The organism is Arcobacter sp. L (genome assembly GCF_000284235.1).
GTDB classification, from domain to species: Bacteria; Campylobacterota; Campylobacteria; order Campylobacterales; family Arcobacteraceae; genus Aliarcobacter; species Aliarcobacter defluvii.
The window spans coordinates 2801139-2823261 of record NC_017192.1 but is presented as its reverse complement, the minus strand read 5'-3'; the positions used below and the strand labels follow the sequence as shown (position 1 = coordinate 2823261).

Annotated in this window: 24 protein-coding genes; 15 read left to right on the top strand and 9 right to left on the bottom strand. The window is 26.9% G+C overall.

All coding sequences use genetic code 11. The features are described from left to right. Nucleotides 1–7: 7 nt before the first annotated feature. The 3 genes from fabZ to ABLL_RS13940 are packed head-to-tail and all read right to left on the bottom strand — an operon-like array spanning nt 8 to nt 2616. Entirely contained in the window at nt 8–451 is a 444-nt protein-coding gene (gene fabZ / locus ABLL_RS13950) for a 3-hydroxyacyl-ACP dehydratase FabZ (protein WP_014475431.1), read from the bottom strand. A 51-nt stretch (nt 452–502) separates the two neighbouring features. Then, nucleotides 503–1546 carry a lipid-A-disaccharide synthase gene (gene lpxB, locus ABLL_RS13945; RefSeq protein WP_014475430.1) on the bottom strand — a complete coding sequence of 348 codons (1044 nt, stop codon included), beginning with the start codon at nt 1544–1546 and terminating at the stop codon, nt 503–505. Next, nucleotides 1543–2616: an epoxyqueuosine reductase QueH gene (locus tag ABLL_RS13940; protein WP_014475429.1), complete on the bottom strand. Its 1074-nt coding sequence runs from the start codon at nt 2614–2616 to the stop codon at nt 1543–1545. Before ABLL_RS13940 ends, lpxB begins: the two co-directional genes overlap by 4 nt. An 83-nt stretch (nt 2617–2699) precedes the next feature. Here ABLL_RS13940 and ABLL_RS13935 point away from each other — a divergent pair, with 83 nt between their 5' ends. After that, a complete protein-coding gene (locus ABLL_RS13935) occupies nt 2700–3068 on the top strand; it encodes a hypothetical protein (protein ID WP_014475428.1) in 369 nt (122 codons plus the stop codon). 18 nt (nt 3069–3086) lie between these two features. On the opposite strand, the gene ABLL_RS13930 is transcribed toward ABLL_RS13935, so the two are convergent. Both ABLL_RS13930 and ABLL_RS13925 read right to left on the bottom strand, forming a co-directional pair. Next, entirely contained in the window at nt 3087–4433 is a 1347-nt protein-coding gene (locus ABLL_RS13930) for a sodium-dependent transporter (protein ID WP_014475427.1), read from the bottom strand. Nucleotides 4434–4622: 189 nt separating this feature from the next. Beyond that, nucleotides 4623–5825, bottom strand: a complete 1203-nt coding sequence (locus tag ABLL_RS13925; RefSeq protein ID WP_014475426.1) for an NAD(P)/FAD-dependent oxidoreductase — start codon at nt 5823–5825, stop codon at nt 4623–4625. A 312-nt stretch (nt 5826–6137) separates the two neighbouring features. Between ABLL_RS13925 and nfo the strand changes: the two genes are divergently transcribed. Continuing rightward, complete coding sequence (gene nfo / locus ABLL_RS13920) at nt 6138–6983, top strand: deoxyribonuclease IV (RefSeq protein WP_014475425.1); 846 nt, start codon at nt 6138–6140, stop codon at nt 6981–6983. 48 nt (nt 6984–7031) lie between these two features. Then, nucleotides 7032–7253, top strand: a complete 222-nt coding sequence (locus tag ABLL_RS13915) for a hypothetical protein (protein WP_014475424.1) — start codon at nt 7032–7034, stop codon at nt 7251–7253. A 15-nt stretch (nt 7254–7268) separates the two neighbouring features. Here ABLL_RS13915 and dauA read toward each other — a convergent pair whose 3' ends face one another. Together dauA and ABLL_RS13905 are read right to left on the bottom strand one after the other, a co-directional pair. Further along, nucleotides 7269–8900 (bottom strand): C4-dicarboxylic acid transporter DauA, encoded by a 1632-nt coding sequence (dauA, locus tag ABLL_RS13910; RefSeq protein ID WP_014475423.1) that lies wholly within the window; start codon nt 8898–8900, stop codon nt 7269–7271. Then, nucleotides 8897–9514, bottom strand: a complete 618-nt coding sequence (locus ABLL_RS13905) for a hypothetical protein (protein ID WP_014475422.1) — start codon at nt 9512–9514, stop codon at nt 8897–8899. Before ABLL_RS13905 ends, dauA begins: the two co-directional genes overlap by 4 nt. Before the next feature lie 140 nt (nt 9515–9654). Here ABLL_RS13905 and ABLL_RS13900 point away from each other — a divergent pair, with 140 nt between their 5' ends. Next, a complete protein-coding gene (locus tag ABLL_RS13900) occupies nt 9655–10233 on the top strand; it encodes a TetR/AcrR family transcriptional regulator (RefSeq protein WP_014475421.1) in 579 nt (192 codons plus the stop codon). Between the two features lie 7 nt (nt 10234–10240). On the opposite strand, the gene ABLL_RS13895 is transcribed toward ABLL_RS13900, so the two are convergent. Together ABLL_RS13895 and ABLL_RS13890 are read right to left on the bottom strand one after the other, a co-directional pair. After that, nucleotides 10241–10888 (bottom strand): tetratricopeptide repeat protein, encoded by a 648-nt coding sequence (locus ABLL_RS13895; protein WP_014475420.1) that lies wholly within the window; start codon nt 10886–10888, stop codon nt 10241–10243. After that, nucleotides 10889–11503: a tetratricopeptide repeat protein gene (locus ABLL_RS13890; RefSeq protein ID WP_014475419.1), complete on the bottom strand. Its 615-nt coding sequence runs from the start codon at nt 11501–11503 to the stop codon at nt 10889–10891. It abuts the gene before it with no gap. 110 nt (nt 11504–11613) lie between these two features. Between ABLL_RS13890 and ABLL_RS13885 the strand changes: the two genes are divergently transcribed. The 11 genes from ABLL_RS13885 (at nt 11614) to nuoI (ending at nt 22122) form a co-directional block, all read left to right on the top strand. Continuing rightward, the gene (locus ABLL_RS13885; RefSeq protein WP_014475418.1) at nt 11614–11964 is read left to right on the top strand and encodes a hypothetical protein; all 351 of its coding nucleotides are present in this window, start codon (nt 11614–11616) and stop codon (nt 11962–11964) included. Nucleotides 11965–11979: 15 nt separating this feature from the next. Further along, nucleotides 11980–13713 carry an ATP-binding protein gene (locus ABLL_RS13880; RefSeq protein ID WP_014475417.1) on the top strand — a complete coding sequence of 578 codons (1734 nt, stop codon included), beginning with the start codon at nt 11980–11982 and terminating at the stop codon, nt 13711–13713. A 329-nt stretch (nt 13714–14042) separates the two neighbouring features. Continuing rightward, nucleotides 14043–14432, top strand: a complete 390-nt coding sequence (locus tag ABLL_RS13875; RefSeq protein WP_014475416.1) for an NAD(P)H-quinone oxidoreductase subunit 3 — start codon at nt 14043–14045, stop codon at nt 14430–14432. Next, nucleotides 14414–14923 (top strand): NADH-quinone oxidoreductase subunit B family protein, encoded by a 510-nt coding sequence (locus ABLL_RS13870; protein ID WP_014475415.1) that lies wholly within the window; start codon nt 14414–14416, stop codon nt 14921–14923. Before ABLL_RS13875 ends, ABLL_RS13870 begins: the two co-directional genes overlap by 19 nt. Further along, the gene (locus tag ABLL_RS13865) at nt 14923–15723 is read left to right on the top strand and encodes an NADH-quinone oxidoreductase subunit C (RefSeq protein ID WP_014475414.1); all 801 of its coding nucleotides are present in this window, start codon (nt 14923–14925) and stop codon (nt 15721–15723) included. Before ABLL_RS13870 ends, ABLL_RS13865 begins: the two co-directional genes overlap by 1 nt. A gap of 6 nt (nt 15724–15729) precedes the next feature. Continuing rightward, a complete protein-coding gene (gene nuoD, locus ABLL_RS13860) occupies nt 15730–16956 on the top strand; it encodes an NADH dehydrogenase (quinone) subunit D (RefSeq protein WP_014475413.1) in 1227 nt (408 codons plus the stop codon). Further along, nucleotides 16953–17231, top strand: a complete 279-nt coding sequence (locus tag ABLL_RS13855; protein WP_014475412.1) for an NADH-ubiquinone oxidoreductase subunit E family protein — start codon at nt 16953–16955, stop codon at nt 17229–17231. Before nuoD ends, ABLL_RS13855 begins: the two co-directional genes overlap by 4 nt. Further along, entirely contained in the window at nt 17224–18024 is an 801-nt protein-coding gene (locus ABLL_RS13850) for a hypothetical protein (protein WP_014475411.1), read from the top strand. Before ABLL_RS13855 ends, ABLL_RS13850 begins: the two co-directional genes overlap by 8 nt. Then, entirely contained in the window at nt 18024–20498 is a 2475-nt protein-coding gene (locus tag ABLL_RS13845; protein ID WP_014475410.1) for an NADH-quinone oxidoreductase subunit G, read from the top strand. Before ABLL_RS13850 ends, ABLL_RS13845 begins: the two co-directional genes overlap by 1 nt. A gap of 1 nt (nt 20499) precedes the next feature. Next, on the top strand, nt 20500–21492 hold the full coding sequence (gene nuoH / locus ABLL_RS13840; RefSeq protein ID WP_014475409.1) for an NADH-quinone oxidoreductase subunit NuoH: 993 nt from the start codon (nt 20500–20502) through the stop codon (nt 21490–21492). A gap of 9 nt (nt 21493–21501) precedes the next feature. Then, nucleotides 21502–22122 carry an NADH-quinone oxidoreductase subunit NuoI gene (gene nuoI, locus ABLL_RS13835; RefSeq protein ID WP_014475408.1) on the top strand — a complete coding sequence of 207 codons (621 nt, stop codon included), beginning with the start codon at nt 21502–21504 and terminating at the stop codon, nt 22120–22122. Nucleotide 22123 lies beyond the last annotated feature (1 nt).

Below are 22123 nucleotides of genomic sequence, written 5' to 3'. Positions count from 1 at the left end.
CTATTTGTTATTTATCAACTATCATAGCTTTAAGTTCAGCTTCTGCTGTTAATTTTCCATCAACATAAGCTTTTCCAATAAGAGTCATTAATGAACTTTTCATTCTTACAACTTCTAATTCATAATCTAATCTATCTCCTGGTCTTACAGGATTTCTAAATTTTGCTTTATCAATACTCATAAAATAGATTACTTTATTTTTCATCTCTTCATCTGACATATCAGAACTTTTTAGTGCTAAAACACCACCGCATTGAGCCATTCCTTCTAAAATAAGTACACCTGGATAAATTGGATGACCTGGGAAATGTCCTTGAAACGCAGGTTCTGAAATAGAGATGTTTTTAAAACCTTTAATAGATTTTTTTAATTCCATATCTGTAATTCTGTCCACAAGTAATAATGGGTATCTATGAGGAAGAATTTCTTGAATTTGCATAATGTCTAACATATAATATCCTGATTTTTTTATTAAGTGGCAATTATTATATCTAAAAAAAAATTAGTTTTGAATTATCCGAGCTAGATTTTGTGAACTTCCATTTTTTAGATACTCTCTTAAAATTTTTGAATTTTCAAAAAATAATTTTTTATCAAGATTTTCATAATCATTTAAAAGATTTTCTACGTTTACATCTTCTTGTAAAAATTCACTATGAAGTGGTTTTTTACCCATTTTTTCAAAGAAAATATTTGCAAGTCCAACAAAATTTAGTTTTACAAACATTTTTCCAATAAAAAAATCGAATTTTTTTGCAATATATGAAAGTGTAAATGGTGTTCCAATTAGTGCTGCTTCAAGAGTTGCAGTTCCAGAACAAATAAATGCATATTCACACTCTTTTAAAGTTTGATGAGTATTTCTTGAAATTGTAAAATTTGAAATATCTCCATAAATTTTTTTTATATATGCATCATCAAATTTTGCTGGAATTATCAGAATATACTCTTTATTTGGGATTTTTTTTACTAATTCTTTAAAAATCGGCATTAGATTTGTAATTTCTGTTTTTCTACTTCCTGGCATAAAAGCAATTTTATTTGTTTCTTGAAATTGTGTTTTAAACTCTTTTATTTCATCTAAAAGAGGATGTCCTACGTAAGTGATTTTATTTTTATCATTATAAATTTCACTCTCAAAAGGAATAATTGAACAAAGTTTTGAGCAATAAGCTTCAAGTTTTTTAACTCTTCCTTTTTTCCAGGCCCAAGCTTGCGGTAAAATATAATAAATAATCTCTTTATTTGGATATGTTTCTCTTAATTTTTTAGCAAGAGGAAGATTAAATCCTGAACTATCCATTAGTAAAACTTTGTCACAAGATGACGCAAGCTCTACTAATTCATCTCGAAGGCGGAAAAAAAATCTTAATTTCTTTAAAGCATCAACAAATCCCATGATAGCTAATGAAGTTAAATCATAAAGTGGATTTCCCAACTCTTTATCAAAAACTCCAACAAGTTCAACATCAGAATTTAGGTATTTTTTTAATTCCTTTAAATGAACATTTGATGAAGCTTCCATGGCACAAACTAATAGTTTCATATTATCTCTTCTTTTATATCTTCATAAGTTGTAGCATTTATTTCTATTTCATATTTATCATCAATTATTTCATCAAGAACAATTAATGCACTTAAATCATAAGGATTTTTTATAATAAGATTTCTGATTTCTAATTCTTTATAAAAATCAAGTGGTTTGTACATAAGCTCTTTTACATCTTTATATGAAGTTCCTGCAAATAGATTAAACGTTTGTATATCTATAATTTTTACTTCATCACGATTAAGATAATTTATGCCATCTTTAGTGTATTCTATCCTTCCATTTGTATTATTTCTATTTATAGTTGAATAACACATAATATATGAAGGAACGATTTTTTTTGCAATACTAACTTTCCCACCTAAAAGTCTATAATTTAAAAATCTTTGTTTTATAAGTTTGTATTTTTCTCCTGCATCTTCTAAATCATTTCTTCTTTGATAAAGTTCTAGTCTTTCTTCAATTGATTCAGGCATTATTTGATTTGAAATAGGATTAAACATTTCATCCATAATCTTTTTTTGAATCTCTCTTTGAGCACTTAATCCAAACAAACATCCACAATAATTTTGTCTATATAAAGAGTTTTCTTTTACTCTCTCACCTTGAACTTGTCCACCATTTCCACTTCTATAATCTCTAAATATAAAATTTACACCTGTTTCTTGTGTTAATTTATCTCCAATTTTTTCTAATTTTTCTTGAGATTTTTTTGGTGAAATTAAAAGTGAAGTTGTAAATTTATCATGACCTAGCTCTAAAGCTTTTTGAACTGACACATCAAGTCTATCATCATAACAAACAGTACATCTATCTCCTTTTTCAGGAAGATGTTCCATCCCTTTTACTTTTTTTAGCCATTCTTCAAGGTTATAAGAACCTTCAAGTAATGGAATTCCTAATTTCTTACACGAGTATTCTACATCTAAATATCTAAGTCTATATTCACTATATGGATGAATATTAGGGTCATAAAAGTAACCAACTAATTTTTCATCGGGAAATTCTTCTTGTATTTTTTCTAAAAAATAGTGACTATCAACTGCACAACAAATATGAACTAACAAAAAATTCCTTTAATTATATAATTTGATATAATTATAGTAAAAGTTTTCAAAACAAAGGATTAGCTATTAGAAATTTATTTTTTGTGATTTTTTCACTAATATTATTTACAGGTTGTTTTAGTTCAAATCAACCACAATTAACTTCAAGTGCAACAATTTTAATAAAAACTCCTCAAATGAAATTTTATGATAAAGGTTTTATTTTTAAATATAAAGAGTATACACAAGTTCAAATATTTAATGCAGGAACTGCAATCTTAGATATGAAAATTTATGATGATAAAATTTGTAGAAGCACTTTTAAATGTCAAGATTTAAAGACATTTAATAAAGAGAACTTAGCTTCATCTTATCCTGATAATTTTTTAAAAGAGTTATTTGAAAGAAATCAAAAGGAAGTCTCTTTTAAAGATAAAGAGAATGGAGTTTTCATAAAAATAATAAGAGATTAGAAAAATCTAATCTTTTATTTAAAATTTAACAATTCCTATTTCATTTAACATTAAAATAAAAATAGAAATAGGTGCTACAAATCTCATAATAAATAACCAAATTTTATAATAAGTCTCTCCCATAAAAGGAACAAGTGCATTTTTAGAAAGTTTTTTATCCATTATATATCCAATAAATATTGCTAATAGTATTCCTCCAATTGGCATTAAAATAGCAGAACTTATAAAATCAAACCAATCAAATAAATTTTTTGAACCTAAAGTCAAATTTGTTGAAAAAGAGTCAGTATTTGATAATAAAGCAAGAAGACCTAAGGCATAAGCTATAAAAGCAACACTATATGTAGCATTTTTTCTTGGCATATTTTTTCTTTCTACCAAATACATAACTGTTGGTTCAAGAATTGAAATAGCAGAAGTAATTGCAGCAAATGCTAAGGCAATAAAAAACAAAATAGCTAAATAAATACCAATTGTTCCCATTTGATAAAAGATTGCTGGAAGAGTTATAAATACTAAACCTGCACCTTTACTAGGTTCTTGAGAAGCTGTAAAAATTATAGAAAATATTATAATCCCTGCCACAATAGCAATAAGCGTATCCATAATAACAACAGTTATTGAAGCTTTTACTATATTTACATTTTTATCTAATGAAGCCGAATAAGTTATAATTGTTGCCATCCCAATAGATAGAGTAAAAAAAGCATGTCCTACTGCAACTATAATTGAACTTGAATTAAATTTTTCAAAATTTGGATAAAACATAAATTCTATTGCTTTAGAAAAACCATCAAGTTGAACAGTGTAAATAAGTAGAATTGCTAGAATAATTATCAAAGATGGCATTAATACATTATTTAATTTTTCAATACCTTTTTTTACTCCTTTTGAAATTGTATAAGCAATAACAATAAAAGCTAAAGTATAATAAAAGATTTGGGTAAAAATATCATTTTTTAGAAAAGTCATAAAAAGCGTTTCAGATTCTTTAAAATTTGAAGGTAAAGAGTTAATTGATAAAACAATATAATTAAAAATCCAACCAATTACAACAGGATAAAAAGTTAATATAAAAATACCAGTTAAAAAAGTAAATCCTGTATATTTCCAATACTTTTTATTTGTAGGGGCAAGATTCTCAATTGTACTAACAGCATCTTTATTTTGAAGACTACCTATTAAAACTTCCCCAATAAATATTGACATTCCTATGAAAAAAACAGTTGCTAAATAAACAAGAACAAAAATTCCTCCTCCATTTTCACCTGTAATATAAGGAAATTTCCAAATATTCCCAAGTCCAACCGCACTTCCCGCAGCTGCAAGAATAAATCCAATTCTTGTAAATCTATTTTTATGCATAATTACCTTTCTTTAAAAACTATATAATATAGATTTTATCACTAATTTTTTTAATCTTTGGAATGAAATGTATAATTTTTGTATAATTTATTGAATTTTAGAATGCTTAAGAGAAGTTAGAAGTTTAAAAAAGTGCAAGTATTATCAACTTTATATTGATAATGAACTTTGCCTTTTAAATAAAAAGTTTTACAGTTTTTTTAGTTTTGCATAACCTTTTTTAATTAATTTAATTAAAGGTTTTCTATATGAACTAAATACATATTTTTTGATTTCGTAAGCAAGTCTACCTTTTACAGTTAATAATCCATAAATATCACCTGCTGCATATTGTCCACCAAGAGCAATTAAAATACCATCAAGTTTTGGATCACATTTTTGTAAAGATTTACCATTTATCATATTTAAAACATTTTTACCTGCATTTGCACCACTGATTCTAGCAATTGTAACGTTTGGTGGCATAATTTCACCTTGTTGGTTTTTAACTTCTGCAATGTCTCCAACGGCAAAAATATTTTCATATTTATCTGATTGCATAAATTCATTTACAATAATTTGACCTCTACCATTTTTAGCTACATCTTCAAGCTCTGATGTAATAGTTGAAGCTTCAACTCCTCCTGTAAATACAACAAATGAGTGATTGATTTTTGTTCCATTTGATAAGATGCAGTATCCATCTTCAACTTTTTGAAGTTTTGTATTTGTAATGATATTTATTCCTAAAGCTCTTAATCTTTGTTGAGAAATATTTATAAGATCAGGTTTTAAACCAGGAAGAATTGATGCTGAACTACTAATTAAAGAGATTTTTAAATTGTCACAAGAGAAATTTCCCCTTTGGAAAAATTTATTTGAATAGTAAGCCATTTCAGCTGCAATTTCAACTCCTGAAAGTCCAGCTCCAACTACAACAATATGTGTATCTGCACATTGTTTTGCTTCATCTCTAATTTTTTCAAAAAGTTGTCTTTCAAAACTTTGTTTAAATGTGATTGCTCTATGAAGTTTTTTTATGTCATCTGCATTGTTAAGACCAGGAATACTTGAAGGGAAGAATGTTCTAGTTCCTGCTGCCATGATTAAATAATCAAATTCTACTATTTCTTGTTCTTCTGTATATATTTTTCTTGTATGTTGGTCAATTTTTCTAACTTTTAAATTTTTAAATTCTAAGTGATTATGATTAAAACCTCTACATAAAGTAGTTAAATCAATTGTAACATCTGCAAAAGTAGATTTATTCGCAATTAAATCATAAACTTCGGGTTGCAAATTATGATAAGTGTGTTTATCAATTAATGTAATTTTAATATTTTTATTTTTAACCAACTCTCTTAATGCATATATTCCTGCATATCCACCACCGATAATAACGACTTTCTTCATAAAAACTCACCTTTTAACAATTTTAATTTAGCGCAAAATAGTAACTTTTGCATATTTTATTCCATTATAATAGTATTTTAAACATATTTAGTACGAAATTCTACAAAATATTTATAGCCTTGATATAGCATACAGTAAATTATTGATAATTCTATACTTAGGCTTTTTAGGATAATATAAAAACGCAGTAAAGTTGGATAAATTTATTCATAGATGTTTATAAATGTTACTTTTAAATAAAATCATAAAAACTTATGGATAAATATTCGTAAAAAAATATTACAAAATTATTAAAAAGAAATAGGAAAAATTATGAAATATGTAGGAGCTCATGTAAGTGCAAGTGGTGGAGTTTATAATGCACCAATTAATGCAGTTGAAATTGGGGCAAAAGCTTTTGCTCTTTTTACAAAAAATCAAAGACAATGGACAGCAAAAGAGTTAGATAGTAAAACCATAGACAAATGGTTTAAAGAGCTAGAAAAATCAAAAATCCAACCAAAACATATCTTACCTCATGATAGTTATCTAATAAATTTAGGTCATCCAGAAACTGATGCAAGAGCAAAATCTCTTGATAGTTTTATTCTGGAATTAGAAAGATGTGAAATTTTAGGTTTAGATAGATTAAATTTTCATCCAGGTTCACACTTACGAAAAATATCTGAAGAAGAGTGTTTAAATAATATTGCAGAATCTATGAATAGAGCAATTGACGCTACAAAAGATGTAAAACTTGTGATTGAAAATACAGCAGGGCAAGGAAGTAATCTTGGATATAAGTTTGAACATTTAGCTTACATAATAGATAAAATTGAAGATAAAAGTAGAGTTGGTGTTTGTATTGATACCTGTCATATGTTTACTGCTGGTTATGATATAAGAACAAGAGAAACTTATGATAAAACTTGGGCTCTTTTTGACGAAATTGTAGGTAGAAACTATTTAATGGGAATGCATATAAATGATTCAAAACCAGAACTTGGAAGTAGAGTAGATAGACATGATAGTTTAGGTTGTGGACAAATTGGTTGGGATGCTTTTAAATTTATTATGAATGATGATAGAATGGATGATATACCACTAGTTCTTGAAACAATAAATGAAGAGATTTGGGCACAAGAGATTAAATCTTTATATGATTTAGTGGAAAATTGATTTAGGGAATAGGAAATGTATAGGTTTTTTAAAATTTAAGGTAAATTAATGAAAAAGCCATTTAATCCAAATGATTATTTAGATAGTGTAATTACAGTAAAAGAATTAAGTCAAAAATTCCCAAAGTTATTAACTCAAGATTATAAAAAGATTAGTCTTTTGAATGAGTTGCTAGCTTTAAATTACGAAATAATCTCAAAAGATTATGTCGATTTCTTTTCAAGTAACATTGAAGATTACTTCCATTTTGAAGTTGATGCTGTAATATAAAAGTAAAAAATACTTTTATATTACAGTTTTTGAATAAGTAATAGCTTCATCTATATCAATAAAATTTTTTAAATTATTCTCATCAAATTTAAAATTTGCTTTTGTTAATTTTTTTAATATTCTTGTATTTAAACCTGAAAAAATTAGTTTTTTATCATGATTTTTAAAATTATCAATTATTGATTTTAATGCAACCATAGCTGTGATATCTATCATTGTTACATTTTTCATATTTAAAATTACAATATTTGTATCTTCATTTGTATTTAAAAGAGTTTTTAAAGCATTTTGAGCTGCTCCAAAGAACATTGGTCCATTTATATCATAAATAGAGATATTTTCGGGAATATCAGGATGAACAGTAAGATTTTGAGTATTAACCAATTCAATAGAGTATAAATCAATAGTTCTTTTTATAAATAAAACAGAAGCAAGTCCAATTCCAACAGCAACAGCAACTTGCATATCTATTAAAACTGTTAAAATAAAACAAGTTAATAAAACATAAACATCATTTTTAGGAGCAACTTTTATAATATTTACAAAGTGTTTTACTTCTGACATATTCCAAGCAACCATCAATAATAAAGCTGAAAGAGAAGCCATTGGTAAATATGAAAGATAAGTTGATATGAAAGTTATAGCTACCAAAATAAATAAAGCGTGAATTATCGAAGATATTTTAGAGTTTGCGCCTGATTTAATATTTACAACTGTTCTTGCAATTGCCGCAGTTGCAGGAATCCCACCAAAAAATGGAACAATAATATTAGTAATTCCTTGACCTATTAACTCTTTATTTGGATCAGTTTTATTTCCTGTCATCCCATCAGAAATAACTGCACATAAAAGCGATTCTAATGCCCCTAAAATTGCAATTGCAATTGCATGAGGAAAGAGTTTATATAATAAATCAAGATTTATATCTTGTATATTTAAATTTCCCCAAGGAAGTGAAAATTGTAATGGAATAGGAGGAATACCATTCCCTTCTAAATCTCCGATTTTATAGTGAAAAGTTGATGAGATAGTTGAAATGTCAAGGGTTGGAATATAAATATTTAAAAAAGCTACAATAATTGTTGTAAAAGTAAGTGCAATTAAAGCAGCTGGTATTTTACTTTTTGTTTTTTGCCATAAAATTAGTAGAAGAAGAGTCATTAATCCTATTGTAAATTCAGCAAAATCAATAGTATGAAATGAAGTAGATAACAAATATATTTTATCTAAATAACTTCCTTCAAAATTTGAAATAGTTAATCCAAAAAAATCTTTTATTTGAAAAGTAGCAATAACAACAGCAATTCCTGATGTAAATCCAACAGTTACAGGATATGGAATAAGTTCAATTAATGTACCCAACTTTAAAATACCTATAAAAATTAAGATAATTCCAGAGAGTAATCCACAAAGTAATAATCCAGTTATACCAAACTCTTGTACAATTGGTATGAGAATAACTACAAAAGCTGCAGTTGGTCCAGAAATATTTATTTTACTACTTCCAAAAATAGCAGCAAAAATTCCTGCGATAATTGCAGTATAAAGTCCAAGTTGAGGTGGAACGCCTGTGGCAATTGCTAATGCCATTGATAAAGGAAGAGCTATAATTCCAACAGTTAATCCTGATAAAATATTATTTTTCATTTCATTCTTGCCTTAGATTTCCTAGTATTGTTGATTTTATATTTTGAAGTTTTTAATTTTTTAATCATCGAAGATGAGATTTTGTACATTTTATTTATATTTTCTTTTAATAATTTATTATTTTCATTGTTTCGAGCAATTTCATAATAACTTAATAGTTTTAAATAGTTAAACTCTTTTAAAAAAGGATAAAATTCAGTTGATTTTTCTTCTTCCAAAATCCATTCACTTAAAAGAGATAAAATAATTTGTTCTGGAATCCATAACTCACCTGATAATAATTGAGTTTCTATTTGTTTAACTAAAGAATTATAATAAAAAATTAAAGCTTCATCATTTGGCAAAAGTTTTTGATTTTTATTTTTTACTTGTTGATAAGAAATAAAAGCTTTTAGTTCATAGGCATTTATTATTGTAAGGCTTAATTCTTCGTTTAATTTTCTTATATTTTCTTCTATTTCATTATTAAATTCTTGATATCCTAAGTCAATTTTATAAGTTTCATTTTTTATATTTTCTAAAAGTTCTTCAATGACAGTTTTTATGTAGATTAAAAGGGCATCTGTTTTTATATCCCTTAAAAGTTTGATTTTTATGTGTGGATTTAAATTCATTAGAATCCTAGGTTTTTAAAGTGAAGTGGATTTTAAATCAAATAAACTTAATAATGAATTAAGTTCAAAATATTTGTAATTGTTCATTTCGTGCTTTTAATAATAATTAAATTATAATCATAAGAAAAATCTGGAAAAGAATGAAAAATAGAATAAATGATGAATTAAACAAAGTAAAAAAAGATTTATATTTAAAAGCCGCTGCTAACTATTTTGATAAAAGTGGTTATAAAAATTTTAAAATCTCACATCTCGCAAAAGAGTTGGAAACTTCTGTTGGAACAATTTATAATCTTTTTAATTCTAAAGATGATTTATACTTAGAATATTTGATTTTTAAACTTCAAAAGTTTATGGAAACTTTAAAAGAAAATGAAACTTCAGACCCTAAAAAAAATTTAGAACTTTATTTATCATGTAAATATGAAATATTTATACAAATTGATAATAATCCAGATGAAACTTTGACAAATGATCCTTATTTTTTTCATAAATTAGATATTTCAAATCATCAAATTGTTGATGAAATTTATGATTACTTAATAAGGCAATTTAAAAAGCTTTATCCAAATTCAGATATAAATTATAAACATATATCAACACTATTTAAAAAATTATCAGATGGATTTATAGAGAGTTATTTGATTGAAAAATATGATACAAGAAATATTGTAAAAGATACAATAGAACTTTTTTTCCATGGTTTGGAAAAAAAGTAATACTACTTTAAAGTCTGTAAATCTTGTGATTTACATCTTCAACTTCTTCTTTCAGTTTATTTTGCCAAAATTCTACTTTCTTTTGATCTCTTGGTTGTTCAAATAAACCATTTTTATAAGTATTAACAAGTATTTCTTGAGCTGCAGATACGCCTTTTGATGCTGCAAAATTTAACAATTCTATACCTTTTTCATTATCAATCTTAGTATTTATACCTTGAAGATAAAATCTAGAAAGTTGATAAGCTGCTGTTGGGTCAATATCACTTGATTCTTTTAAAAGCTCAAAAGATTTATTTAAATCTTTTTGAACACCTTCTCCTTTATAGTATAAAAAAGCTAAAGGAAGATTTGCATAAATATTATCATTTTGTTTTGCTTGATTTAAATATTTTAAGGCAGATTTATAATCTTTTTTATTTGCATAATAAGTTCCTAATCTTATTTGTGCAAATGAATTTGTATTTTCTATATTTCTATAACAACTAAGTTTAGAATCTTCATTTTCAACTTTTTGACAATTATCTGCTTCTTGTAAAATATCTGCATATTTATCAGAATCAGAAAAAGAGAACCAATCAAAACTTGGCATTTTAAAAGAACAAGCTGTAAATAAAAAAACAGCACTAATTGAAAGGATAATTGGTTTTAACATCTATATTCCATATATTTTATTTATAAAGTTTTCAGTTCCTTCTTCATATTGAATATGCCAAAAAGAACTTTTTTCAAAGTCTGGTTCAATATATTGACCATTTGAGTAAAGAATACTTAACTGATTTTGTGCATCTTTTACTCCATTTTCAGCTGCATAAGTGAGTAATTTTATAACTTCTGCAAAATCATCTTTTGAAAGATAATAAAAAGATAGTTTATATGCTGCAATAGGATCAACTTCTTTTACATCTTTTAATAAATCAAGCATTTTATTTTCATCTTGTGCAACACCATAACCATTGTTATATAAATCAGCAATTAATGCATTTGCGTAAAAATTACCTTTTTCTTTTGCAAGCACAAATCGATGAAATGCTTCTTGGAAATTTCCTCTATATTGAGCATTTATTCCTAGTCTTAATTGGGCGAAAGTATTTTTATATGAAATTAAATCATAACAATCCATTTCAAATTGTTTATTGTTATTTCTACAATCATCAGCAATAGATAATTCATTGGGCAAAACTTTCATTGCTTCATTATAGTTTGTACAACCATTTAGTAGAAAAAGAAGTAATGACAATTTTGTAAAAGATGCAATTTGCTTAAACATTGTATTCCTTTTTTTGTTTGCTTTTATAATTTCCAAATATTTTAGCATTTTTTTATTCATATGTAGTTAAGAGATATTGCTGTATCATATTAATTTTAAAGGAAGTTTAAATGATTTTTATAGGATTGTTTTTATTAATTGCAATTGTAGTTATATCTTTGAATATTCATAATCACTCTAATTTGCACAAAATTGAAGAATATTTAAAAAATAGTGATTGCAATAATTATGTTTATTCAAGAGGTTCATATAAAGCTTTATGTCAGGATTATTTGATAGATGTAAGTAATAGTTTTATTGTTGATATTGAAAAAAATTCAGAAATAATCAAATATGAAAATATTGAGAAATTAGAAGTTAAAGAGTTAAAAATATTTATTAATAACCATATTTTGGAATTTGCAGATAAAAATGATTTAAATTTATTTTATGAAAAATTAAAAGAAAAATTGAATAAGTAAGATTTTAGGAGAAGAATGAAAGAAGTAATTGATTTTATAAAAGCGCACAATGTTGAAAGTACAAGTTTTTTTGCACAATTAAAATGCACAGTAGAAGAGGCAAAGATTTTACAATTTATGTCAAAAGAGTATGTAAATGGAAGAGATACTTTAGGTGTAATTGATATTTTAGCTGAATTTTATGATATAAAAAATTATAAACATTTAGAAAAATTGGATTTAATAAAATCACTTTTAGAATATGGTTGGTTGATTCAAGTATCTTTTGATCAAGTAAAACTAAGTGAGGTTTCAAAGCTTGAACTTATAAATTCAAGTGTTTCTCTTTCAAGTGCGTATTTAAAAATGTTAGAAAATGGTGCTAATGATTTTGTTCTTCCTGAAATTAAAAATTATAGTGACCATTTAGAATATTTACAAGACCAATTTTTTAGAATTGATTTAGCTCAACAATTAAACGTGGTTAGAAAAAATTTTGATGTAAATAGTCCAAGTTCAAATAGATTAAAATCAAAATTGATTTTACTGGAGAATAGAATAAAAGAGAGAATAAAAGTTACAAATAATTCAATTATGCTTGAAGATTTTTTTAAAGAAAACAATTTGACTGAACAAGAGCAAACACTATTTTTAGCTTTATTAAAAGAAGAATATTCAGGTGGAGATGGAAGTTTAAGAGATATGAACTCTTTGATTGAATTAATCTCAAGTGATGATTATGAAAAAATAAAATATAGAAGTTTACTAGAAGAAAGTTCAACTTTAGTTTCAAAAGCATTGATTGATTATGATGAAGTTTTAACTCCATTTGGTGGGATTAATAGAAATTTTTATATCCCTGATGAAGTTTTATATAAAATATCTCACCCAACTAAAAAAAGTGCAAATGTTGGAAAAATAAAACTTGATACAGTAATCAAAGAACAAGATATGTTTGAACTTATTTCTACAACAAAAACTTTAGATGATGTTATTTTAAATGAAAAAACAAAAGAAACTTTAGATGCACTTTTAAAACAAGTTGATAAAAATGTAATAAATAGATTAAAACAATGGGGAATAAAAGATAAGAAAAAAGGAATTGAAGCTAAAATAATTTTTTATGGAGTTGCAGGAACTGGAAAAACTTTAACAGCACTTGCACTTGCAAAATCTCTTAAAAAAGATGTGTTAAGTTTTGACTGTTCTAAAATTTTATCAATGTATATTGGTGAAAGTGAAAAAAATGTAAGAAATATTTTTGATAAATATTATGAACTAAGAACACAAACAAAATCTGAACCAGTTTTACTTTTAAATGAAGCAGATCAATTTTTAAGCGCAAGGTCTTCAGGTAGTGCAAGTAGTAGTGATAAAATGCATAATCAAATGCAAAATATTTTTTTAGAACAAATTGAAAGATTTGATGGAATATTAATTGCAACTACAAATTTACTTGAAAATTTGGATAAGGCGTTTTCTAGAAGATTTAATTATAAAATAGAATTTATAAAACCAAACAAAGCTCAAAGAATTGAACTTTGGAAAAAATTAATTCCAGCAAATCTTCCTTTAGAAAAAGATTTTGATATAGAAGAACTAGCAAAATATGAGTTAACAGGTGGTCAAATAGAGTTGGTCATTAAAAATACAGCTTACAAAATTGCCGTTAGTGACGAGCCATTATTTAAATTAGAAGACTTTAAAGAGCAAATTACAAAAGAACAAAAAGGTCAATTTGATGGTGAAACTAAAGTAGGATTTTTCTAATAAAATAATTGACTAAATTAAAAAGAGCTTAGAAAAACTAGGTACTCTTTTTATCTTTATTTTATATTTAAAAGATATAATTAGATTTTTATTTTAAACAATATTTAAGCAAGTAAAATTCAAGATAATTATAATTGTGATACTAGTTTAGATTTGGTGTTTCTTTTTGTACCAATTTCCATTTTATCCTTAGATAGACATTAAATTTAAAGCTTATTTTTTATTAGGTTTGAATATTATTTTTAACATTTAGAACAACTATTTTTATTTCAAATATCTGCATAATTTGTGATAAAATAGTACTTTTTAGCTTTTAAAGGAAAAATTAAATGACACATATGGAATTTGCACATCCCTATTTTGGTGCATTTGTAATGTTTCTTGTTACGTTTGGTGCTTTTGGTGCAACAGTATGGCTTGCAAGATATATAAGTAGAAAAATTGCAAGATTAGATACTGAAAAACTAAAAACAACACTTTATGAGTGTGGACCAGAAGTTACTAAACAACCAAATAGAATCTCAGCACAGTTTTATTTAACAGCTTTATTATTCATCTTATTTGATGTTGAAATTATTTTTATGTTTCCATGGGCTATTAATTTTAAATTACTTGGTTGGTTTGGCTTTATAGAAATGATTTTATTTATTACTTTATTAGCAATAGGATTTGTATATGCTTGGAAAAAAGGAGCGCTTGAATGGCACAGCATAAAATAAATTATTTACAAGATAATGGGGCTGCTGTTAAATTAACAACTATAGATAAATTGGTTAATTTTGGTCGTTCAAATTCTCTATGGCCTATGACTTATGGTTTAGCCTGTTGTGCCATTGAGATGATGGCAACCGGCGCATCTCGATACGATTTTGATAGGTTTGGAACAATTTTTAGAGCAAGTCCTAGACAATCAGATGTCTTAATAATTGCAGGTACATTAACGAAAAAACATGCAGAATTTATGCGAAGATTATATGATCAAATGCCTGATCCTAAATGGGTGATCTCAATGGGAAGTTGTGCAAATACAGGTGGAATGTTTAATACTTATGCAACAGTTCAAGGTGCAGATAGAATAATTCCTGTGGATATTTATCTTCCAGGATGTGCTCCAAGACCTGAAACTCTTCAATATGCTCTTATGACATTACAACAAAAAATCAGAAAAGAATCGATTTTTAGAGCTCACAAGAAAAAGAGGTTAGTGTAATGAGAAAATATACACCAAAAGATAATGTTCAAAGACAAGCTTATTTTTCAGATAGATTTTTTGTAAGTCCAAATGTTCCAAGATATGAAATAAATGAAGATGAAATTTTTGCAAAAGATTTTGAAAAAATTTCTAGTGAGTTCACAATTATAGACTCTTATATTGAGCATACTCATTTAGTTTTACATATAAATAAAAATGATATTGTAAAAATAATGACATATTTAAAAAATGAATTGAAATATGAAATGTTGATGGAATTATCAGCAGTTGATTATTTAGCTTCAAAAGATGGTTATGAAATTTTTTATGAAATGTTATCTTTAAGCAAACATAAAAGATTAAGAATTAAATGTTTTGTACAAAAAGATGAAACTATTGAGTCTGTTACTTCACTTTATAAATCAGCAAATTGGTCAGAAAGAGAAATGTATGATATGTTAGGTGTAAAGGTTGTAAATCATCCAAATATGAAAAGAATTATTATGCCTGATGATTGGTATGACCATCCATTGAAAAAAACTTATCCATTACAAGGTGATGAAGTTGCAGCTTGGTATGAAGTTGACAAAATTTTTGGAAAAGAAGCAAGAGATATTATAGGACCTGAGCAAAGAGATCCTGCTGCAATTGATAGATATGATACTACAAGATTTGCAAGACTTGGTCATGAAGTTCCAAATGGAGTTGATATTTCAGAATTTGAACCAGAAACACCAATCTCTTATCAAGAAGAAAATGCTCCATTATTGAAAAAATTAAAACCTGAAGAATCAGTTGTTTTAAAAAGAAGAAGGTAAGAAAATATGCAACAACCAAATAGATTAAAACCTTTTTTTGAAAATATTCATTTTGAACGTGAAGATAATACTATGATGGTGAATTTTGGACCACAACATCCATCAGCTCATGGTCAGTTAAGACTTGTACTTGAACTTCAAGGAGAAGAAGTTGTAAAATCTAGACCAATGATTGGATACCTTCATAGAGGTATGGAAAAAATGGCGGAAAATATGATTTATAACGAATTTTTGCCAACAACAGATAGAATGGATTATATAGCTGCAACTTCAAATAACTATGGATATGCTTTAGCAATTGAGCAACTTTTAGGTATCGAAGCTCCAAGGCGTGCAGAAATTATTAGAACTATGTTACTTGAATTAAATAGAATTACTTCACATCTTTTTTGGCTCGCAACTCATGCTCTTGATGTAGGTGCAATGTCTATGTTTCTTTACTGTTTTAGAGAAAGAGAATATGCAATGGACTTAATAGAAGATTATTGTGGAGCTAGACTTACTCATAGTGCAGTAAGAATTGGAGGTGTTCCTTTAGATTTACCAGCAAATTGGATTGATGATTGTAAATCGTTTTTAGAAGTTTTAGCTAAAGAATTAAAAACTTATGAAGGTCTTCTAACTGAAAATAGAATTTGGAAAATGAGGCTTGAAAATGTGGGAGTTATTACTCCAAAAATGGCAAAAGAGTGGGCTTGTTCTGGTGTCGCTTTAAGAGGTAGTGGAATCAAATGGGATTTAAGAAAAGAGATGCCTTATGGATTATACCCAGAATTAAAATTTGATATTCCTGTATCAAATACTTGTGATGCATATGGAAGATACAAAATTTGTATTGCTGAAATAAAAGAATCAGCAAAAATTTTAGAACAATTATTTTTAATGTATCCAGAATCGGATTCTCAACTTATGGCACATGCTCCAAATTATATTTCAGCTCCAAAAGAGCAAATAATGACACAAAATTACTCTTTAATGCAACACTTTGTACTTGTAACTCAAGGTATGAGACCACCAGTTGGTGAAGTATATGTTGCTACTGAATCACCAAAAGGTGAATTAGGATATTTTGTTGTAAGTGATGGAAGTCCCTATGCTTATAGATTAAAATTAAGAACTCCTAGTTTCCAACATACTGCAATTTTAGAAGAGTTGTTAGTTGGATGTCAATTAGCTGACGTTGTTACAATAATTGGTAATTTAAATATAGTTTTTGGTGAGATTGACAGATGAAAAGATTTGATTTAAGATTTTTAAAAAATGACTTTTATGACAGAATGTTAGAACTACTTGATAAACAAATAGCTGCTGAAGAAACAGCAATTATTATGTTTGAAATTGGAGATTTTTCAAATATTCAAAAATCTGCAGATGTAATTTATGAAGCTGGTTATACTTTGATGAATTCAATCAAATTCAATGAAGTAGATTGGACTTTAGTGGTTAAAAAAGTAAAACCAGAGCCTAAAGTTATAGTTGAATCAGTAGAAAGTGAATCAAATGAATAATACAGAAATGATTTTAAAAAGTGATTTTATATTATCTTTTGGAACTTTCTTTGAAGATAATCAAGAAATAAAAAAATCAGTGTTAACTTCAATTGAAAATAATAGAAGTAAATTTGTTTATATGTTTCCTATTGATAATGTAAGTTTAAAACCTTTTTATACTCAATTTATCAAATATGAAGTAGGTAGTGAAGAAGGAATCTGCGCTTTATTATTAGATACTTTTGTGAAAAACTGTGATGAGAAAACAAAAGAATATATTAATAATTTAGATTTAGGATACATTTCTGCTGAAAGTAGTGCAGGAGAAGAAGAGTTTGCAGAAGCATTTGAAACTTCTAATGATGCTAAATCAAAAATTTTAATAATTGGTAATGATATAAAAAATCACCAAAGAGTTGAAAATATTATAAAATTATTGGCATTAATAAAAAAATATACAGATTTCAATTTAGTTGTATTAGATGACGAGTTATCAAAAAGAATTGATTCATGTTCGGATTTTAATTTAGATGAAATTGAAGAATTAAAATCATTTAATGGAACTTTAGTTTATAAATTAATAGGCGAGAATAGTGATGAATTATTAGCTAGTAAAACATTTTCAAATATAGCAAAAGTCTTAGATGGAGATAAAATATATATAAATTTTAAAGATGAAAAAATTATGAAAATTTTAAAAGTTGATGATTCTTTAACAGGAACAATTGCAATTTTAAAAGTTGAAAATAGTGATGATATTTTAAATGGTTATAGATATAAGCAAGTAAAGATTGAAAAGGTAGAAATATAATGAGTGATATGATTACACTAACAATTGACGGAAAATCTATTGCTGCAAAAGAGGGTGAATCTATATTAAATGTAGCAAGAGCAAATAATGTTTTTGTTCCAGCTGTTTGTTATTTGACTAGATGTTCTCCAACTTTAGCCTGTAGATTATGTCTGGTTGAAGCTGATGGGAAACAAGTTTATGGCTGTAATACTAAAGTAAAAGATGGAATGGATATTTCAACTATTACAGAGAATATTAGTAAAGAAAGAAGAGCTATTATGGAGGTTTATGATGTAAACCATCCATTACAATGTGGTGTTTGTGACCAAAGTGGAGAGTGTGAATTACAAAATTACTCTTTATATATGAAAGTAGATTCTCAAAGTTACAGTATAAAAGATATTCATAGACCAACTCAACATTGGGGAGTTATGAATTATGATCCAGCTTTATGTATTGTTTGTGAAAGATGTGTAACTGTATGTAAAGATATGGTTGGATCAAGTGCTCTTAGTACAGTAAAAAGAGATTCAGATAATATTGATAAAGTATTTAAAGATGAAATGCCAAAAGATGCATATGCTATGTGGAATAAACTTAATAAATCACTTATTGGTTATGATGCTGATGCCTGTACAAACTGTGGTGAGTGTATCTCTGCCTGTCCTGTTGGAGCTTTAGTATCACATGATTTCCAATATACTTCAAATGCTTGGGAACTTAAAAAAATACCTGCTGCTAATCCTCACTCAAGTGATTGTGCTTTTATGTATTATGATATAAAACATGATTCAATTGATAATCATAGAACAAAAAGAATATATAGAGTTAATAGTGAACCTCATTATTCAACTGTAAATGGAGCAGGAAGATTTGCTTATGATTTTGAAAATAAAGTTGAAGAAAAAAATAAATCTGCATTTGATAAAGCTGTAGAAGCATTTAAAGGTGCTAGAAATATTAAATTTAATTCATATATTACAAATGAAGAAGCTTTGATTTTACAAAAAATTTCAGAATTTACAGGGGCAAAACTTGTAAATGAAGATGCAAGAAGATATCAAGAGTTTTTAAATAATTATTCTAAAACATCTGGACAAACTTTATATTCTTCAAAATTATCAGATGTTCACAATTCAAACTTTGTAATTTCTGTTGGAGCTTATTTAAAATCAGATTTACCAAATGCAAGATATGCCTTTAATAATTCAGTTGTTATGAATAAAGGTGCGGGATTATATTTTCATCCAGTAGCTGATCCAGTTATGGAAAAAATTGGAAAAATTGGGAAAACAACAGATTTTATCTATCATGCTCCAATGGCTGAAGAGTCAATTTTATATTTCATCTTATATAAATTTGGAAAAAATTTACCAGCTGAAGTTCAAGCTTATATATATTCTAAAAAAGAGACTAAAACAAAAACTGTAACTGAAGTTGTAAAAGAAAACGTTGTTGAGATGGTTGTTGATGAAGCAACGGGTGAAGAAAAAGAGGTTAAAAAAGTAGTTTCTAAAAATGTATCAACAGAAGTTTCATATGAAATGGTTTCATTTGTTGAAGATTTTGGAAGAGATGAAAAATTCCTTGATTTAGTTGATGAAATGTTAGCTAAAAAAGATGCCTTCTCTTTAATGGTTGGAGAAGATTTAATAACTCATCCAAATAGTGAAAATTTAGCAAAATTATGTGGATTAATTGATGCTTATACAAATTTTAATGTAGTAATTATTCCATCACAAACAAATACTTTAGGTGTTGCACAAATTTGTACACTTTCAAGTGAAGTTGATGGTTTAAGTGTTGGTTATAACATGAAAGCTGATTTTGAACTTTCTGCATTAGGTGATGGTGATTTAGATGTACCAGCTCTTAATCAACAAGAAGGAACTTTTACAAATATAGATAAAAAAGTAATTCCTACAAATGCTGCTTTAGAGTTTAAAGGTTATACTTTAAATGAAGTTGCAAATGAAGTTTTAGGTTGCGATGTAGAATATACTATTGATTATACAGTTAAACTTCCAATAAACAAAGGTTATAAAACTGTTAAGTTTGATGATTTACAAAATCATTTTGGAAATGACCAAGTTGAATACAGAGGATATGAAATTAACTCTTTTGAAGTATTAAAAGAAGAGAGTGTAAAAGAAGCTAATACTGAAAGATTAGTTTTAGAAGAAAATGAAATTGTAATTTATAAAGCGAATCCAATTAATCAATTTAATGAATTTACAGCAATTGCCCATGAATTTAAAGAAAAACTTCAAGATGGAATATTCTTTTCAAAAGAATCTTTTGAGAATTTAGGTTTAGTTGAAGGTGATAAAGTAAAAGTAAATGCAAATAATCAAGAATTGACTTTAAACGCATATGTTGATATTCAAATAAAAGGAAACATTTCTTATGTTTCTACATTTATGAAAAATAGTTCTTCAAATGCTCTATTTAATAGTTATAGATTTAATAAAGCAAAAGTGGCAAAGGTATAATATGGAAACAAGTATTATTATAGAAACTATTGTAAAAGTAGTAGTTGTACTTGCAGTTTTTTCAGCACTTGCTGGATTTACAACTTATATAGAAAGAAAAATTCTAGCTTTTATGCAAAGAAGATTAGGGCCTACAAACGTTGGACCTTATGGATTATTACAAATCGTTGCAGATGGAATTAAATTATTTTGTAAAGAGGATATTATACCTGCAAATGTAAATAAAAAAATATTTATGGTTGCACCATTAATTACAGCATCTACAGCTTTTATAGCTATGAGTGCAGTTCCATTTTTTCCAGAATTTGAGATGTTTGGATATACAGTAAGACCAATTATTAGTGATATTAATGTTGGAGTTTTATTTGTATTGTCTGTTGGAGCAGTTGGACTTTATGGACCACTTTTAGGTGGTATGAGTAGTGCTAATAAATGGGCATTACTTGGAGGTGCAAGAACAGCAATACAACTTTTATCATATGAAGTTGTATCTGGACTTTCTTTATTAGCACCTTTAATGATGGTTGGAAGTTTATCTTTAATTGATATTAATAATTACCAAGCAGGTGGAGTTTCAAATTGGATTATTTGGTCTCAACCTTTAGCTTTTTTATTATTTGTTATGGCAGGTTTTGCTGAAACAAATAGAACTCCTTTTGACTTACTTGAACATGAAGCAGAGTTAGTTGCTGGATATGCAACTGAGTATTCGGGAATGAGATGGGGAATGTTTTTTATTGGAGAGTATGCAAATTTATTTACAATTTCTTTTTTAATTGCATTGATTTTTTTAGGTGGATTTGAGCCATTATGGTTTATACCTGGTGGACTTGCAATAGTTTTAAAAGTTATGTTTTTAATTTTTGTTTTCTTATGGACAAGAGCTTCTTGGCCTCATATTAGACCTGACCAGTTAATGTGGTTATGTTGGAAGATTTTAATGCCACTTGCCATACTAAATGTTTTAGTAACTGGTTTTGTGATGATGTTTTAGGAGTTAGTTATGGAACTAAAAAAGTTTAAAAATAGAAATATTAGTGAAGATTATATTGTAGTTCAAGAGGATAATTACCCAAAAACTAACTGGGATATGTTCAAACAAGTTTTAGCACGTTCAATCAAAGGTGAATTATTTGTTGGAATGAGAATTACTTTTGGAATAATGTATAGAGCATTATTTAAAGGTGAAATGGCAACTGTTCAATATCCAAAAGAAAAACTTCCAATTGGTCCAAGATATAGAGCTGTACATAAACTTCTTAGATTATTAGAATCAGGAGAAGAGAGATGTATTGGTTGTGGACTTTGTGAAAAAATTTGTATTTCAAATTGTATTAGAATGGAAACAAGAATTGATGAAAATTCTAGAAAAGAAGTTATGCAATATACAATTAATATGGGAAGATGTATTTTCTGTGGATACTGTGCTGAGGTTTGCCCAGAACTAGCAATTGTTCATGGTGGAAGATATGAAAATTCAAGTGAGCAAAGAGCACATTTTTCACTTAAAGAAGATATTTTAACTTCTGCAAATGGTTTAGGAACGCAACTTGAATTTGATGGTTATGGCTCAGTATCTCCTGATGCAGATAAAAAAATCAAAAAAACACCATTATCATACTAAG